We start from the raw sequence: 17307 nt of genomic DNA, 5'->3' as shown, positions 1-17307 counted from the left end.
CAAGTAAAAACGACTGTATATTTCGTATTAATAGTATCAGATAGTGATTTGAACGTCTTGAGGACCGAGGTGCTCGGAGCAATCGACGCCGGACGTCTCGACTATCAAATCAACGGTTGAGGCTTTAGGTCTTTGTTTTGACGCGATTTCTTATCCAAAAAGTCTATCAACTTTTTGGGAAAGCGCTTTAAGGCCATAGGGGCGCGGCCATGCAAACGGACTCAAGCCGCGCCGTGCCCGGCCCGCTGTAGAACAGGTGATCGAGGCCGATGGCAAAGACCGCAAGGCCGTAGAGGCTGTGTTCCAGCCAGGCGGCAAGGATCGAGCCGCTGTTGCGGTAGGTGCGGTAAAAGGCGATGCCGGCGATGAAGGCCAGCAGCACCGAGATCCACGAGCCGTAGAGGATGTGCACCCAGCCGAAGACGGCGGCGGAGAGAAGCGTGGCAGGAACCGGCGCGACCTTCAGCCCGTCGAGCCGGAACGCGGCATAGGCCCGGAACGCGATTTCCTGCGGCAGCACCGAGACGAAGGCGTAGAAGCAGGCGATGATCAGCATCAGGTCCGGATTGGCCCGCGGAATGCAGAACAGCCGGTTCGGATGGAGGGCATATACGAGCCCGGCGATCGCCACCGCGGCGATGCCCGAGCGCAGGAGCACGCCGGGCAGGGCGGCGAAAAACCCCCGAAAATTGGGCCTGAGATACGCCTTGACCGCCCCCGCCCGCCACAGCCCGATCAGACAATAGGCGGCCACCAGAAAGATCGCTGAAAACCGCACGGCCTGGCTCGCCGTCCCGGCCATGAGCAGCGGCGCGGCGACGACGACGACAAGTTCCAGGAAGACGAGGCGGCGGGTGGAGAACATCGGGCGGTCCGGTGGGCAAGGCTCGGACCGTTATGGCGCGGCGGCAGGCCAGGGGGCAAGGGCCGTGGCCCGGCTCAATGCCGGGTAATCGACACCTGGACGTCGCAGGGTTTGGCGTAATAGGGCGCCGAGGTGACCAGGATCGCGGCGCCGGAACGGGCATAGGCCTCGGCATTGGCGGCCGTGACGCCGCCGGCCGCGGCGATCCTGACCGGCTTCGATGCCATCAATGCGGCGGTAAGGCCCGCCACCTTGTCCGGCGGGAACTTTTCCAGTTGCAGGACGTCGGCGCCGCTATCGGCCGCAACGAGCGCTTCCTCGACGGTCTTTACCTCAACGACCACCGAGCGTTCCGGGCAGGCGGCCTTCAGCCGCTCGATCTGGCCCGCGAGGACGTCCGGAGCGGCGCCGAGGGCGCGGTGCTCGGGAAACAGCAGCACCGTGTCGGAAAGCCCGGTGCGATGCAGCGTGGCGCCGCCGGCAAGCACCGCCTTTGCCGACAAGAGATGGGTGCCGGGAATGGCCTTGCGGGTGCAGGCGACGATGATCTCCGGGTTGGCCGCACGTGCCGCATCGGTGAGACGCCGCGCCGCCGTGGCGACGCCGGAGGTCCATTCGACCAGCATCTGCGCCACTTTCCAGCCGACAAGCACCGCTTCGCCTGGGCCCGTCGCCTCCAGCACCGGCCCGGCCTCCGGCAACCGGTCGCCGCTGGCGCAGGCCTTCTGCACCTCGCAGCCGATCAGCGCCAGCAGCCGTGCCGCCTCCTCGATCCCGCACACGACCATCGGCCCGCGGGCCGCAAACGTCATGCGCGCCGGCACGCCCTTGAGGTCGAGCGTGCGGCTTGTGAGGTCGCCATAGGGCGCGTCGTCCTTGAGGTAGCCAAGGAGGGTGGCATCGTCGATATGGATCATCGTCCGGTCCGTGTTGGTGCGTTAAGGGCGGGATATCGCCATCGACCCGTCGCTTCCGCATTGCAAAGGCGCAATCCGCCGTTGCGTCCGCGGCGCCGTCGCAGGCAATGGGAAATGATCTTCCAATCGTTATGTAGCCAAACTACATAACGATTGGAAGCGGCATCGTCGGGTCGCTTCGGCAAATACGGTGATGCCGGCAGTTTCCTCCCGCCCGCTTGCCATCTCGCTCCCCTCCCGCTATAAACCCGCGTTCGTTGAGCCGGCCGGCGTAAGGGCATGCCGTGTTGGCTCTGAAAAGCTCAAAGAAAAAGCATCGGACGGTTGGCGCCCCCAGCGGCGCTTTTTCCCGTTCGGCGCACTTGAAAAAGACGGAGTAGAGCAAAATGCCCAAGATGAAGACGAAGGCGGGCGCCAAGAAGCGTTTCAAGGTCACCGCGACGGGCAAGATCAAGGTCGCCCAGGCCGGCAAGCGGCATGGGATGATCAAGCGGACCACCAAGTTCATCCGCAAGGCGCGGGGCACCATGGTCCTTTCCGAGCCGGATACCCGGATCGTCAAGAAGTATCTGCCCTACAGCTGAACCCAACGCTTTTCGGAGATTGAGCCATGTCGCGCGTCAAGCGGGGCGTTACGTCCCATGCTCGCCACAAGAAGGTTCTGAAGGCCGCCAAGGGCTACTATGGCCGCCGCAAGAACACCATCCGCGTTGCCATGCAGGCGGTCGAGAAGGCCGGCCAGTATGCCTATCGCGACCGCAAGGCCCGCAAGCGCCAGTTCCGCGCCCTGTGGATCCAGCGCATCAACGCCGCCACCCGTGAGAACGGGCTGACCTACGGTCGATTTATCGACGGCCTCAACAAGGCCGGCATCGAGGTCGACCGCAAGGTTCTGTCCGACCTGGCGATCCATCAGCCCGACGCCTTCAAGGCGCTGGTGGAAAAGGCGCGTTCCGCGCTCGCCTGATCGAATGCGGTCCCGGGCTCTGGCCCGGGTCACCCGACAGACCCTTTAAAGGTGCCGGTCCGCCCGGTCGGTTTTTCGCCGGCCGGGCCGAATGCGTTTGCGGCACCCCTTCCGCCGGCCGCGATTTCTGCTAAAACCACGGCGCCTTTCCAAGCAAAGCGAATACCATGACCGATCTCGAGCGACTGGAATCCGATCTCACCACCGCCATTGCCGGCGCCGGCGACGAGGCGGCCCTTGAGGAGCTGCGCGTCGCCGCCCTCGGCAAGAAGGGCAGCATATCCGAGGAGATGAAGAGCCTCGGCACCATGAGCCCGGATGAGCGCAAGGTGATGGGCCCGAAGCTGAACGGCCTGAAGGCCCGCGTCACCGAGGCGATATCCGCCCGCCGCGAGGAGCTGCGCGAAGTGGCGCTCACCGAGCGGCTGGCGAAGGAAAGCGTCGACGTCACCCTGCCGGTGCGCCCCGGGCCGTCCGATGCCGGCCGCATCCACCCGATCAGCCAGGTCATCGACGAGCTGACGGCCATCTATTCCGACATGGGCTTCACCATCGCCGAAGGCCCGGACATCGAGACCGACTATTACAATTTCACGGCGCTGAACTTCCCCGAGGGCCATCCGGCCCGCGAGATGCACGACACCTTCTTTTTCGATGAGAAGGAGGACGGCTCCCGGCTCTTGCTGCGCACTCACACCTCGCCGGTGCAGATCCACACCATGGAGAAGTCGCCGCCGCCGATCCGCATCATTATCCCCGGCCGCACCTATCGCTGCGACAGCGACCAGACCCACACGCCGATGTTCCACCAGGTCGAGGGCCTGGTCATCGACAAGATCAGCCATGTCGGCCACATGAAGTGGGTGCACGAGGAGTTCTGCAAGGCCTTCTTCGAGGTCGACGAGGTGAAGATGCGGTTCCGCCCGTCCTTCTTCCCCTTCACCGAGCCGTCCATGGAGCTCGACATCGGCTGCGACCGCTCCGGCGACGAGGTCCGCCTCGGCCAGGGCGACGACTGGATGGAGATCCTCGGCTGCGGCATGGTCCATCCGAACGTTCTGAGAAATTGCGGGCTGGATCCGGACGAGTACCAGGGCTTTGCCTGGGGCATGGGCATCGACCGCATCGCCATGCTGAAATACGGCATGCCGGATCTCCGCGCCTTCTTCGACGCCGACATCCGCTGGCTCACCCACTACGGCTTCCGCCCCCTCGACCTGCCGACCCTGTTCGGCGGGCTCACTGCCTGACCATTACGGTGCCGCAGCGGGACCCGCGCGGCGCAACCCGTTAAGGACACGTCATGAAATTCACCCTGTCCTGGCTGAAGGAATTCCTCGACACCGATGCGAGCCTCGACGAGATCGTCGCGCAGCTCACCATGATCGGGCTGGAGGTCGAGGAGGTCGACGACCGCGCCAAGGCGCTCGTTCCCTTCACCATCGCCCATGTGATCTCGGCCGAAAAGCACCCCGACGCCGACCGGCTCAAGGTCTGCATGGTCGACACCGGCTCCGGCGATCCCGTGCAGGTGGTCTGCGGCGCGCCGAACGCCCATACCGGCATGAAGGGCGTCTTCGCGCCCCCCGGCACCCACATCCCCGGCACCGGTGTCGACCTCAAGGTCGGCACCATCCGCGGCGTGGAATCCCGCGGCATGCTGTGCTCGGAGCGTGAGATGATGCTGTCCGACGCCCATGAGGGCATCATCGAGCTGCCGGAAGACGCGCCGGTGGGCGAGCCCTACGCCGCCTGGGCCGGCCTCGACGACGCGGTCATCGACATTGCCATCACCCCGAACCGGCCGGACTGCCTCGGCGTCCACGGCGTCGCCCGCGACCTCTCCGCATCGGGCATCGGCAACCTCAAGGAAGGCCGCCGGCCGATCGTCAAGGGCGGCTTCCCCTGCCCGGTGACCGTGACCCTCGATTTCCCGGAAGGCGAGTCCCTGTGCCCGGCCTTTGCCATGCGGCTGGTGCGCGGCGTCAAGAACGGCCCGTCGCCGGACTGGATGCAGAGATGGCTGACGGCGATCGGCCTCAGGCCGATCAACGCCCTCGTCGACATCACCAACTACATGACCTACGCCTATGGCCGGCCGCTCCATGTCTTCGACGCGGCCAAGGTCGACGGAAACCTCACCGTGCGCCGTGCCAGGCCGGGCGAGACGCTGCTCGCCCTCGACGGCCGCACCTACGAATTCGACGACACCATGTGCGTCATCGCCGATGCCAACTCGGTGGAATCCATCGCCGGCGTCATGGGCGGCGAAGAGACGGGTTGCAACGGGGACACCGTCGACGTGCTGGTCGAGTCCGCGCTCTGGGAGCCGCTGAACGTCGCCCAGACCGGCCGCAAGCTCGGGCTGCAGTCCGATGCCCGGTTCCGGTTCGAGCGCGGCGTCGACCCGGCCTTCATGCTGCCCGGCCTCGACATCGCCACCCAGCTCATCCTCGACATCTGCGGCGGCGAGGCGAGCGAGGTTGAGCTCTCAGGTGCGGCGCCCGACAACGACCGGATCATCGAGTTCCCGTTCAACGAGGTGAAGCGGCTTTCCGGCCTCGACGTGCCGCCGGCAGAGGCGAAGGCCGTGCTGACCCGGCTCGGCTTCTGGGTCTCCGGCACCGGCCCCCAGGTCAAGGTGGCGGTGCCGAGCTGGCGCCCGGACGTGGAGGGCAAGGCCGACATCGTCGAAGAGGTGATCCGCATCGTCGGGCTCGACCGCATCCCGGTAACGCCGATGCCGCGCGCGGGCCACATCGCGCCGCGCATCCTCACCACCGGCCAGAAGCGGACGCGCCAGGCCAAGCGCGCGCTCGCCGCAAGGGGCATGGTCGAGGCCGTCACCTATTCCTTCGTGCCGAAGCCCCATGCCGAACTCTTCGGCGGCGGCAAGCCGGAGCTGGCGCTCGCCAACCCGATCGCCGCGGACCTCTCCGACATGCGCCCGAGCCTGATCCCGGGCCTCGCAGCGGCCGCCCAGCGCAACGCCGACCGCGGCTTTGCCGACCTCGCCCTGTTCGAGGTCGGTCAGGTCTATGAGGGCGATGGGCCGGACGGCCAGAAGACGGCGGCAACGGGCGTGAGGCGCCTGACGGCCAAGGCCTCCGGCGCCGGCCGCCACTGGGCCGGCACGGCCGCCGCCGTCGATGCGTTCGACGCCAAGGCCGATGCGCTCGCCGTGCTCGCCGCCATCGGCGCCCCCGTCGACAGCCTGCAGGTTTCTCGCACGGCGCCCGGCTGGTTCCACCCCGGCCGCTCCGGCGCCCTGACGCTCGGCCCCAAGAACGTCCTTGCGGTCTTCGGCGAGTTGCACCCGAAGGTGCTGGAAGCGCTCGACGTGGAAGGCCCGCTGGTCGCGTTCGAGGTGATCCTGGAGAACGTGCCGGAGCCGAAGGCGGGCCGCGCGACGGCCAAGCCGCCGCTCGCCGTCTCCGACCTGATGCCGGTCCGCCGCGACTTCGCGTTCATCGTCGACGAGGGCGTCGAGGCACTGTCGATCCTGCGCGCGGCGAAGGGCGCCGACAAGGCGCTGGTGACCGATGCCGGCGTCTTCGACGTCTATCGCGGCAAGGGCATCGAGGAAGGAACGAAATCGGTCGCCATCGAGGTCACCCTGCAGCCGCGGGAAAAGACCCTGACGGAAGCCGAGATCGAAGCCGTTGCGGCCAAGATCGTCGACAAGGTATCGAAGGCCACCGGCGGCACGCTGAGGGCCTGAGGCGAGAGGGCTTTGCGCGCGCGCATCCATCGCGCAGCGGGCAAAACCTGTTTTCGGGAACACGGCATTCGAACCGATCGCCGCTGCGATGTCCTGGTGCATTGCCCATCCGGCCTGCCGATTCCTTTTGGAGCGGTGAGCGGGATGCGGAAGCTCACCGGGGGGGTACCTGTCAGGACCGGGGTTACGACAATCCTCCCGGCCGGATTTCCCCGATTGCCCGCGCCGCCCGGATCGGATATGAAAGCGCGGTCGCCGGTTGCTTCACCGCAACTGCGCTCTGCACCCGTAGCTCAGCTGGATAGAGCGCTGCCCTCCGAAGGCAGAGGTCAGAGGTTCGAATCCTCTCGGGTGCGCCAATCTTTTTTGCTCACGACAGTCTCGCTTCGCTCGACGTGTCCGCGGGGGCGGCCTGGCCGGCCGGCGCCCGTTCGGGCTTGCGAACGCTTTGCGTTCGAACAGTCGCGATCTCGATGCGCCGGTTTTTCCTCACGACGAGTTCGCTTCGCTCATCGTCTCCGGCAGGGCGGGCGGAGGCCCGGGCCGCGGTCGCGGCTTGTGGCGCGTTCGACGGTTCTGCTTGGAGGTGGGCCAATTTCATGAGTTATCGCAAATAACTCGAACGCCCGCGGCGTGCTACGCGCGCTCCTCTATGTCGATTTGCGGATGCACTGCGTTGCATCTCACTGCTAACGGAGCGCGGGATTTGGGGTCGTTCGGGACTTCGATAGGCAGGAACTCGCACAGTTGAGGGCGCGATCCGATTCGATCGCCTCATGGCTTTCGGAAAGCTCGGGGCGCCGCTGCGGCAAGGGCCTGCAAGACCGAACGATGCCCTTGCCGCGCCCTCTCGCGCATCGGCAGTAGGCTGTACGAAGTCGACAGGCGATCTTGCCAGGGGGTCCAAACGCCGCCCCAGCCGGAACGCTGGACGCGCGACGCCCATGAAGCTCCGGTGCGTCCCGGCTAGTCGGTGTCGCGGTGCGGGTTGAGGGCGTCGTTCAGTCCGTCGCCCAAGAGGTTGAAGCCGAGGACGATCGCGACGATGGCAAGGCCCGGCCAGACCGCCATCCACGGCGCTTCGATCAGGAACTGGCGGGCAACGTCGAGCATGCTGCCCCAGGACGGCGCGGGCGGGCGCTGGCCGAGGCCGAGGAACGCCAGGCTGGCCTCGGCAAGGATTGCCACGGCCATGGTGATCGTGCCCTGTACGACGACCGGAGCCAGCACGTTCGGAAACACATGCGAGACGATGATGTTGCGGTCGCGCACGCCGACGGCGCGGGCAGCGGTGATGTAGTCTTCGCCCTTGACCACCAGCACCTGTCCGCGGGTCAGCCGGATGAAGATCGGAACGGCGGAAACGCCGATCGCAATCATGGCGTTCTGCAAGCTGGCGCCGAGGAAGGCGGCAAGGGCAATCGCCAGGACGAGGAACGGAACGGCCAGAAGCGCGTCCGTGCAGCGCGATATGACGGCGTCGAGCAGGCCGCCGAAATAGCCGGCGATCAACCCCAACGGCACGCCGATGGCAATCGCGATCGCCACCGCGATGACGCCGGCCAGCAGCGAGGCCCGAGCGCCGACCAGGATCCTGGAAAGGATGTCGCGGCCGAGGTCGTCGGTGCCGAACCAATGGGCGGCACTCGGCGCCTGGCGGATCGCCAGCCAGTCCGACGCATTGGGATCGTAAGGCGACAGCAGGGTTGCGAAGATCGCCACCAGCACGAAGAAGATGACGATCGAGCCGCCGATCACGGCACTGGGCTGCGACAGGACCTGTTGGAGGGCGGACTTGCGATGCCCGCCGCCGACCGCGGGATCCGCCGGGAGGGACACATCGGTCATGCGCGCAGCCTCGGGCTCAGGATGACATAGGCGATATCGGCGATCAGGCTCATCAGCAGGAACATGACCGCCGCGCAAAGGACCACGGCCTGGACGACGGCGTAGTCGCGGCTGAAGACGCCGTCGACGATCATCTTGCCGAAGCCGGGAATGCCGAAGACCTGTTCGGTCAGGACGGCGCCGGACAGCAGCTGGCCGAGATGCAGCGTCGCGGTCGTGACCACCGGGATCAGGCCGTTGCGGAGGGCGTGGCGGGTGACGACGACGTATTCACTGAGCCCCTTGGCGCGCGCGGTACGGATGTAGTCCTGCTGCAGCGTGGCGATCATCGACGATCGTGTGTGCCGCATGACGATCGCGGCGGCCGCCGTGCCGAGCACCAGGCTTGGCATCAGCGAATAGCGAAGGTTGTCGAGCGGCGACTCAAAGAAGCCGACATAGCCGCCGCTCGGAAGCCAGCCGAGCGAGACGGCGAACAGGAGGATCAGCATGATGCCGAGCCAGAAACTTGGAATGGAGAGCCCGCCGAGGCCCAGCATCGACACGAGGTAGTCGACGGGCGTGCCGCGCTTGAACGCCGCCACGACGCCGGCGGGGATGCCGATGAAGATCGCGATGATCATCGCCTGCAGCGAGAGCTGCAACGTCACCGGCAGTTTTTCGACGATCATCTCGCCGATCGGCAGACGGGTGCGGATGGAAACGCCGAAATCGCCCTGCAGGACGCCGCCCAGCCATCTGAGGTACTGGACCGGCAGGGGCTGATCGAGCCCGTATTTGGCGCGGATGGTTTCGATGACGAGCGGATCGCGCTCCTCGCCGGCGAGCGCCAGCGCGGGATCGCCCGGCAGGAGCTTCAGCAGGAGAAAGACGAAAACCGACACGATCAGGAGGGTCGGGATCGCGACAAGCAGCCGCCGGAGTACGAAGCTCAACATGTCCGTCTGGTTCCCGATGGGCGGCCGCACCCGCAGCAAGGCGGATGCGGCCTGGTCTGGTGGCCTATTCGCCGGCGGGCTTCATCCCCGTGACGCGCAGGATGCCGTCCGGGTAGATCTTGATGCCGTCGATGTTCGACTGCGCCGCATAGAACCACGTCGGGTGGTAGAGCGGGATGGTCGGAAGATCGGTCAGATAGATGTCCGCAGCCTCGTCATAGAGCGTCTTGCGGGCGTCCATGTCCAGTTCCTTGCGGGCCGAGATCAGGACCTCGTCCAGCTTCGGGTTGCTGTAGCCGTTGAGGTTCTGGCTGCCGTCGCTGCCGAAGAAGGTGTAGAGCGTCGGATCCGGGTCGGCGCGGCCGCTCCAGTTGCCGATATAGAGCTCGAAATTGCCCGCCAGGTAGCGCTCGATGGCCGACGAGGTCTCCAGCGGCAAAAGGTTGACGGTGAAGCCGGCCTCGCCCGCCATCGACTGGATGATCTGGGCAACGCGGCCGTCGGTCAGCGAGTTCTCGTAGGTGATCTCGATCGTCGGGTTCTCGACGCCCGACTTCGCGATCAGCTCACGGGCCGCCTCCAGGTCGCGCGCGGGCATCGCATGCGACATGCTGTAGAAGGCGCTCGAGGGCGGGATCATCTGGTTGTCGGCCGTGAACTCGCCGTTGAACGCAACCTGGTTGATGATGTTGCGGTCGATGGAAAGCTCCAGCGCATGGCGCAGGTCCGCATTGTCGGCGAGCACGCCGGCGCCCGGCTTCTGGCTGATGAACAGGTGGGAGACGGCCAGACCCGGCGAGGTGTGCAGCGCGAGGCCCTCATCGGAACGCACGGTCGCCAGGTCGGTCGGCGCGATGCGCTCGGCCGCTTCCAGATCGCCGGCCTGGAGGCGCGACAGGCGCACGGTGGAATCCGGGATGATCTCGTAGACGATCTTGTCGTAGCCGATCTCGCCGGCGTTCCAGTAGCCGTCATACTTTTCCAGCGTGATGGAATCGCGCGCCTTGCGGTCGACGAGCTTGTAGGGGCCCGAGCAGACCGGATTGGCCGCGAATTCGTCGGCGGAGCCGGCGACGGCCGGGGACACCATCATGCCGGCGCGGTCGGTGAGGATCGACAGGAGCGGCGCGAACGGCGCGTCGAGCTTCAGGACGATGGTGTACTCGTCGACGACCTCGACATCGGTGATCGGCGCGAGCTGCGACTTGCGGCGCGACTCGTCGATCGTCTTCATGCGCTCGATGTTCGCCTTGACGGCCTCGGCGTTGAACGGCGTGTCGTCCTGGAAGGTGACGCCCTCCCGCAGCGACATGGTCAGTTCGGTATTGTCGTCGTTCCATTTCCAGCTCGTGGCGAGCTGCGGCACGATTTCGAGGGTCTCGTTGATATCGACGAGTTTGTCGCACATCGCGTCGAACACGATGCGGCCGGCATAGGTGCCGCCGATCGCAGGATCCAGTGCGTCCGGATCGTCCTGCATACCGACCCGCAGGGTCTGAGCGCTGGCGGCGGATGTTCCCATCGCCAGCATGCAGGCCAGAACCATGAATTTTGCTGAAGGTTTCATTGTTGCATTCCCTCTCGGTACGGAGACCACGTCGCCTCCGGTTTCACCTCACAGGCCAGCGAACCACAGGAATTTCTATTTGTAAAGTTTTCGAACCAACAAGACTGACAGAGCTTGAAAACTCACATGAGTTATCGCTGTTTTGCCCGTATTCCGCTTGACCGAGCCGATCAAGCCGCCTATTCGTTCGTCACAATGACTAATTAGGCGCCGCTGCACATGATCGATTTTTCATCCGTTCCGATGTCCCGACAGATCACGCTTCGCACCGTGATGCGGACGGTCATGGACAGGGGGCCGATTTCGCGCGCCGAACTGGCCCGCATCACCGGCCTGTCCAAGCAGACCATGTCCGAGGTCTTCCGCTTTCTGGAAGACGACGGCTGGCTGGAAGTCACCGGCCGCACGCAAGGAACCGTCGGCCGCAGCGCCGCGACCTACGAGATCACGCCTAACCGCGCCCTCGTCTTCGGCGCCGATGTGGGCGGCACCAAGATCCAGGCCGCGCTCGCCGACATGAACGGCAAGATCGTCGCCGAAACCGCCGAGCCGACCGATCCGCGCGGCGGCGAGCACGTGATCTCGCAGCTCGTCTCGCTGAACGGTTCTCTGGCCGAAAAGGCGGGCCTGCCTCCGGAACGCGTCATGGTCGGCACCGTCGGCATTCCCGGCGCCTACAACCGCAAGACGGGCAGGCTGATCATGGTGCCCAACATTCCGGATCTGGAAGGCGTGCCGCTGCAGGCGATCCTGACCGAGCGGATGGGCTGCATGGTGCATATCGGCAACGATGTGAACATGGCGGCCAAGGGCGAGCAGTGGCTCGGCGAAGGCAAGGGCTTCAGCAACTTCGTCTTCATCGCCCTCGGCACGGGCATCGGCATGGGCATCATCAACGAACGCCAGATCCTCAACGGCGCCCGCGGCGCGGCCGGCGAGATTGCGACGCTGCCGATCGGTGCCGATCCGTTCGACAGCCGCACCTTCCACTCCGGCGCCCTGGAAACGATGGTCGGAAGCGCGGCCATCCGTGACCGCTACGAGAGCTATGGCGGGACCCCCGGCCTCAGCGTTCGCGACATCATGGACAGCATCGAGGCCGGCGACGAGCGCGCCAGGGCGACGATCAGCGAGGTCGCGCGCAACATCGCCGCGGCCATCCTGGCGGTCTCGGCCATCGTCGATCCGGAACGCGTCATCCTCGGCGGCAGCATCGGCGCGCGTCCCGAATTGCTCGAATGCGTCCGCGCCGCCCTGCCGCTGTGCATGCCGTCGCCGCCGGAATGCACGATCAGCCAGCTCGGAAGCCGCGCCGGCCTTTACGGGACGCTGGCCAACAGCATCGACCACATGCGCGAGAACCTGTTCGAGCTCCCGCGTTACGCGCCCGTGGAAACAGCCGCCGTTGCCGAGACCGCAAAATGACCCCCGCGCAAGAATACGCCATTCCCGCATGCGATGTTCTGCCCGACAGGCAGGCCGCGGAAACGGAATTCGCGAGGCGGATCGCCGCCAAGGTGCGCCGCAAACCCGACATGGTTCTCGGCCTTGCCACCGGCAATTCGATGATCGGCGTCTACCGGGTGCTCGTCGCCATGCACCGCAAGGAGGGCCTGTCCTTCGCGGCCGCCACGAGCTTCAATCTCGATGAATATTGCGGCCTGCCTGCCGGCCATCCGGCGAGCTTCGCGTCCTATATGCGCGAGCATTTTTTCGCCCATGTGGACATGCCGCCGGGCTCGGCGCACCTGCCCGACGAAAACGCTTGCGCCGACTACGAGGCCGCGATCGCTAAGACGGGCATAGACCTGCAGATCCTCGGCATCGGCCGCAACGGCCATATCGGTTTCAACGAGCCCGGTGCACCCGTCACCAGCCGCACCCGCGTGGTGGAACTGGCCGCGGCGACCCGCACGGCGAACCAGCGCGACTTCCCTGCGGGCGAGGCCGTCCCCGCTCGTGCGGTCACGATGGGGATCGCGACGATCCTGGCGGCCCGGAGCATCCTCTTGCTGGCGACCGGTCCGGCCAAGGCGGAAGCGCTCGCGGCGGCCCTGGAAGGGCCGGTCACACCGCAAAATCCCGCCTCCTTCCTGCGTCTGCACGCCGATGTCACGGTCATTTGCGACCGCGACGCAGCAACGCTCCTGTCCTCCTCTCGAAAGACCGCCGATGGTTGAGCGCGATTTCATGAAACCGGGGAAGTCCGTGGCACTGGCCGAGCATGCCATGGTCGCGACATCGCATCCGCAGGCAACGCTGGCCGCCCTCGATATCCTGCGCGCCGGCGGCAATGCGGTCGACGCGGCGATCGGCGCCGTTGCGCTGCAAGGCGTCATCGATCCGCACATGACCGGGATCGGCGGCGACTGCTTTGCCCTCTACACGCCGGCCGGCGGCGCCCCGGTCGCGGTCAACGGGTCGGGCCGCGCGCCGGCCGCAGCGACCGCCGACCATTTTCGCGACAAGGGGATGACCAGCATCCCGGACGGAACCGTCGATGCCGTGACCGTTCCCGGCGCGGTCGATGCCTGGTGCCGCCTGAGCGAGACCTACGGCCGCGCGGGGCTCGACCGGATCCTGCAGCCCGCCATCGCCGCCGCCGAGACCGGCTTCACCATCACCCCGCGGGTTGCGCTCGACTGGGCGCGCTATGCCGACCGGCTCGCCCCCTATCCTGCCTCTGTCGCGCAGTTCCTTCCCGGCGGCCGCGCCCCGGTGACCGGAAACCGGCTCGCCAATCCGGCCCTTGCCCGCACGCTGCGCAACATTGCCCGCGCCGGACGGGAGGCGTTCTACGAGGGCGAGGCCGTCGACGACATGCTTTCGGTCCTCAACCGGCTCGGCGGCCTGCACACGGCCGAAGACTTCGCTGCGACGGCCGCCACGGTCTCGCCGACCATCTCCGCGCCCTATCGCGGCTACACGCTGCACGAATGCCCGCCCAACGGCCAGGGCATCGCCGCGCTGATCATGGCCCGTCTCCTCGACGGGTTCGATCTCGCCGATCCGTCCCTGTCGGCGACCGACCGCATCCACATCCTCGCCGAGGCGACCAAGACCGCCTACCGGCAGCGCGATGCCTTTGTCGCCGATCCGGACGCCATGACGGTTACGGTCGGCGACCTCCTTGACGAGGCGCGCATCGCGGCGCTTCGCGACCGCATCTCCATGGACAGGGCCTCCGATCCCGCCGACCTCGACATGCCGGTCCACCGCGACACGGTCTATGTCAGCGTGGCGGACGGCGATGGCAACGTCATCTCGCTGATCAACTCCGTCTTCTTTGCCTTCGGCAGCGGCATCTACGCGCCGAAGGCCGGCGTTCTGTTTCAGAACCGCGGATGCGGCTTTTCGCTGGAGGCGGGCCACCCGAACGAGATCGGCCCGTCGAAGCGGCCGTTCCACACCATCATCCCGGCGATGCTCTTTAAGAAAGACAAGCCGGTGCTGTCCTTCGGCGTCATGGGCGGACAGTACCAGGCGACCGGTCACGCCCATTTCATCTCCGAGGTGATCGACCGCGGCTTCGACATCCAGATGGCCTCCGACCAGCCGCGCAGCTTCTTTACCGAAGGCGCCATCTCGCTTGAGCCGACCATCGACGATACGGTGCGGGCGGAGCTGGAAGCCCGCGGCCACAGGACGCGCTGGGCCGACGAGCCGCTCGGCGGCTGTCAGGCGGTCCGCATCGATCACGAGCGCGGCGTCCTGTGGGGCGCCTCCGACCATCGCAAGGACGGCATCGCGCTGGGATATTGACGATGACCACTGACGCCGCCACCACCGCTCCGCCCACGGTCTCGGTCCGGAACCTGGCTCTCCGGCTGCCCGGCGGCGCCGACCGCGCCTATGCGCTGAACGACCTCAGCTTCGATCTGCCGGCCGGCGAGATCCTGTGCATTGTCGGCGAGTCGGGGTCGGGAAAGTCGCTGTGCGCCCAGACCCTGATGGGCCTGCTGCCCCCCGTGATCCATGTCGAGCGCGGCGAAGCGCTGTTCGACGGACGCGACCTCTTCAAGGTCGATGCCAGGACCATGCGCGACATGCGCGGCCGCGCCATCGGCATGATCTTCCAGGAGCCGATGACCGCCCTGAACCCGTCCATGCGCATCGGCGACCAGATCGCCGAGGTGTTCGAGGCCCACGGCTTGCTGACCCGGGCCGAGCGCCACGCCAAGGTTCTGGACCTTGCCCGGGAGGTCCGGCTCCCCGATCCCGAACGCATCGTGCGCGCCTATCCGCATCAGCTTTCGGGCGGACAGCGGCAACGGGCGATGATCGCCATGGCACTCGCCCTGGAGCCGAAGCTGCTGATCGCCGACGAACCGACCACCGCGCTCGACGTGACGACCCAGGCCCAGATCCTGCGGCTGATCCGCGACATCCAGCAGCGGCGCGGCACCTCCGTGATCTTCATCACCCATGATTTCGGCGTTGTCGCCGACATCGCGGACCGCGTCCTGGTGCTGCAGGAGGGCGACGTGGTGGAATCCGGAACGGCGCGGGAGGTGCTGGAAAATCCGCGCCATCCCTACACCAGGGCGCTCCTTGCCGCCGTACCGACGGGCGTGCCGCCCAAGCGCGAGGACGTCGACGCACACCCGATCGCCTGCTCGGTCATCGGCCTCAACAAGTCCTATCGCACCAAGTCGGGGATGTTCGGCGACCGCCGCATCGTGTGCGCCGTCGACGATGTCAGCTTCCAGATTCACCGCGGCGAGACGCTCGGCCTCGTCGGCGAATCCGGCTCCGGCAAGTCGACCGTGGCCCGGCTGGTCACCCGTATCGACGAGCCCGATTCCGGCCAGATCCGCCTCGGCGGCGAGGATTTCGGCGCCATGAAGGGCGAAGAGCTGCGGCGCCGGCGCAGCCGCATCCAGATGGTGTTCCAGGACCCGTTCGCCTCGCTCAATCCGCGCCGCAAGGTCGGGCTGAGCATCGCCGACGGACCGATGTCGAACGGCGTGCCGCGCGCCAAGGCGCTGAGCGACGCGCGCGACCTTCTGGTGCTGGTCGGGCTCGATCCGAAGGCGGCCGGCCGGCTGCCGCACGAGTTCTCCGGCGGCCAGCGCCAGCGCATCGGCATCGCCCGCGCGCTTGCGCTCGAACCCGACGTGCTGGTCGCCGACGAAGCGGTCTCCGCCCTCGACGTCACGGTCCAGGCCCAGGTCCTCGACCTCCTGGAGGAACTGAGGAAGCGCCTCGACCTTGCCATGCTGTTCATCACCCATGACCTGCACGTCGCGGCACAGATCTGCGACCGGCTGGCCGTGATGCGGCAGGGCAAGATCGTCGAGACCGGGCCGACGGCGGAAATCTTCACCAATCCCCGGCACCCCTACACGCGCGAGCTGCTTGCCGCGATCCCGCGAGCCGGCAGCGCCCACGGCAACGACGGACAAGGCTGATGCAGGAATTTCTCGCCGACTACGGCATATGGATCGCGGCAATGGTATTCGCCGGCGTTGTCGGCGGGTTCGCCGCAGGGCTTCTCGGTGTCGGCGGCGGCATCGTGATCGTGCCGGTGCTCTATTTCGTCCTCGGCGGCGTCGGCGTCGACGATGCGGTGCGCATGAAGATCGCCGTCGCCACATCGCTCTCGACGATTGTCCTGACCTCGTTGTCGTCGGCGCGAAGTCATTACAAGCGCGGCGCGGTCGACTTCTCGCTGCTGAAGTCGTGGGGCCTGCCGATCTTCATCGGCGTCGTCTGCGGCACGGCGATCGGCGGCCGGGTCGACGGGCTCGTGCTGACGTCGGTGTTTGCCGTCATTGCGCTGCTCGTCGCCGTCAACATGGTGGTGCGCGCCGACAACTCCGCCCTGACGGAGGATTTTCCGAATGTCGGCGTGAAGTCGGCCGTGGGCGTCTTCGTCGGCCTGTTCTCGGCGATGATGGGGATCGGCGGCGGCACCTTGAGCGTGCCCATCCTGACCGCCTTCGGCTTCGATATCCGCAAGGCGGTCGGCACGGCGGCGGCGATCGGTTTCATCATCGCCATTCCCGGCACGATCGGCTATGCGGCGGCGGGCTGGGGCGAGGCGAACCTGCCCGCCGGATCGATCGGTTACGTCAACCTTATCGCGCTCGTCGCGCTGGTCCCGCTGACCATGCTGATTGCACCGCTCGGGGCGAAGGTGGCGCACGCGATTCCGCGACGGATGCTGAGCTACGCCTTCGCGACCTTCCTCGGCGTCACCGCCATTCGCATGTTCGTCGATATTTACGGTCAGATCTGGGCCGGCTAAAGCGTATTCCCGAAAAATGGAAACCGGATTTCGGATAAGAATACGCGTTAAAACAAAGAGTTAGAGCGTTTCAGGCGATTCCGCAAACGCGTGAAACGCTCCAAAGCGCTTTCCCAAAAAGGTGACAGACTTTTTGGATGAGAAATCGCGCCAAAACAAAGACCTAAAGCAGGTTGGGTGTTTCCGGAAAAACGCAACATGTTTTAGGCGGCTTTACCCGTTTCACCGGACGGT

General features: G+C 66.2%; 14 protein-coding genes and 1 tRNA gene. 10 read left to right on the top strand and 5 right to left on the bottom strand.

Translation table 11 applies throughout. From position 1 onward, the window contains the following. Positions 1 to 187: 187 nt before the first annotated feature. Positions 188 to 865 (bottom strand): CPBP family intramembrane glutamic endopeptidase, encoded by a 678-nt coding sequence (locus M2319_RS19885; RefSeq protein ID WP_264603207.1) that lies wholly within the window; start codon positions 863 to 865, stop codon positions 188 to 190. A 74-nt stretch (positions 866 to 939) separates the two neighbouring features. Continuing rightward, entirely contained in the window at positions 940 to 1782 is an 843-nt protein-coding gene (gene modD / locus M2319_RS19880) for a ModD protein (RefSeq protein WP_264603206.1), read from the bottom strand. Positions 1783 to 2168: 386 nt separating this feature from the next. On the opposite strand from modD, the gene rpmI reads away from it, so the two are divergent. From rpmI to M2319_RS19855, 5 genes are all read left to right on the top strand, one after another. Continuing rightward, positions 2169 to 2366: a 50S ribosomal protein L35 gene (gene rpmI / locus M2319_RS19875; protein WP_111436160.1), complete on the top strand. Its 198-nt coding sequence runs from the start codon at positions 2169 to 2171 to the stop codon at positions 2364 to 2366. Between the two features lie 26 nt (positions 2367 to 2392). Further along, complete coding sequence (gene rplT / locus M2319_RS19870; protein ID WP_111436161.1) at positions 2393 to 2749, top strand: 50S ribosomal protein L20; 357 nt, start codon at positions 2393 to 2395, stop codon at positions 2747 to 2749. Between the two features lie 167 nt (positions 2750 to 2916). Next, positions 2917 to 3999 (top strand): phenylalanine--tRNA ligase subunit alpha, encoded by a 1083-nt coding sequence (gene pheS, locus M2319_RS19865; RefSeq protein ID WP_264603205.1) that lies wholly within the window; start codon positions 2917 to 2919, stop codon positions 3997 to 3999. Positions 4000 to 4052: 53 nt separating this feature from the next. Then, positions 4053 to 6470, top strand: a complete 2418-nt coding sequence (gene pheT, locus M2319_RS19860) for a phenylalanine--tRNA ligase subunit beta (RefSeq protein ID WP_264603204.1) — start codon at positions 4053 to 4055, stop codon at positions 6468 to 6470. A gap of 282 nt (positions 6471 to 6752) precedes the next feature. After that, a tRNA-Arg gene (locus tag M2319_RS19855) sits at positions 6753 to 6829 on the top strand. Positions 6830 to 7436: 607 nt separating this feature from the next. Here the strand turns inward: M2319_RS19855 and M2319_RS19850 are convergent. From M2319_RS19850 to M2319_RS19840, 3 genes are all read right to left on the bottom strand, one after another. Continuing rightward, positions 7437 to 8318: an ABC transporter permease gene (locus M2319_RS19850; RefSeq protein ID WP_264603203.1), complete on the bottom strand. Its 882-nt coding sequence runs from the start codon at positions 8316 to 8318 to the stop codon at positions 7437 to 7439. After that, entirely contained in the window at positions 8315 to 9256 is a 942-nt protein-coding gene (locus M2319_RS19845; protein WP_264603202.1) for an ABC transporter permease, read from the bottom strand. The genes M2319_RS19850 and M2319_RS19845 overlap by 4 nt, the downstream gene beginning before the upstream one ends. A 64-nt stretch (positions 9257 to 9320) precedes the next feature. Beyond that, a complete protein-coding gene (locus M2319_RS19840; RefSeq protein ID WP_264603201.1) occupies positions 9321 to 10823 on the bottom strand; it encodes an ABC transporter substrate-binding protein in 1503 nt (500 codons plus the stop codon). Positions 10824 to 11042: 219 nt separating this feature from the next. Between M2319_RS19840 and M2319_RS19835 the strand changes: the two genes are divergently transcribed. Genes M2319_RS19835 through M2319_RS19815 form a run of 5 tightly spaced genes read left to right on the top strand, consistent with a single transcriptional unit; the run spans position 11043 to position 17073 of the window. Next, a complete protein-coding gene (locus M2319_RS19835; RefSeq protein WP_264603200.1) occupies positions 11043 to 12248 on the top strand; it encodes an ROK family transcriptional regulator in 1206 nt (401 codons plus the stop codon). Continuing rightward, entirely contained in the window at positions 12245 to 13003 is a 759-nt protein-coding gene (locus M2319_RS19830; RefSeq protein WP_264603199.1) for a glucosamine-6-phosphate deaminase, read from the top strand. The genes M2319_RS19835 and M2319_RS19830 overlap by 4 nt, the downstream gene beginning before the upstream one ends. Further along, positions 12996 to 14585, top strand: a complete 1590-nt coding sequence (ggt, locus tag M2319_RS19825; RefSeq protein WP_264603198.1) for a gamma-glutamyltransferase — start codon at positions 12996 to 12998, stop codon at positions 14583 to 14585. Before M2319_RS19830 ends, ggt begins: the two co-directional genes overlap by 8 nt. Before the next feature lie 2 nt (positions 14586 to 14587). Continuing rightward, positions 14588 to 16234 carry an ABC transporter ATP-binding protein gene (locus M2319_RS19820; RefSeq protein WP_264603197.1) on the top strand — a complete coding sequence of 549 codons (1647 nt, stop codon included), beginning with the start codon at positions 14588 to 14590 and terminating at the stop codon, positions 16232 to 16234. Beyond that, positions 16234 to 17073 carry a sulfite exporter TauE/SafE family protein gene (locus M2319_RS19815; RefSeq protein ID WP_264603196.1) on the top strand — a complete coding sequence of 280 codons (840 nt, stop codon included), beginning with the start codon at positions 16234 to 16236 and terminating at the stop codon, positions 17071 to 17073. The genes M2319_RS19820 and M2319_RS19815 overlap by 1 nt, the downstream gene beginning before the upstream one ends. Positions 17074 to 17307: the final 234 nt, after the last annotated feature.

The organism is Rhodobium gokarnense (assembly GCF_025961475.1).
In the GTDB taxonomy this organism is placed as follows: Bacteria; Pseudomonadota; Alphaproteobacteria; order Rhizobiales; family Rhodobiaceae; genus Rhodobium; species Rhodobium gokarnense.
Note: the sequence above shows the minus strand (reverse complement) of the source record. Positions and strands in the feature narration are given on the sequence as shown.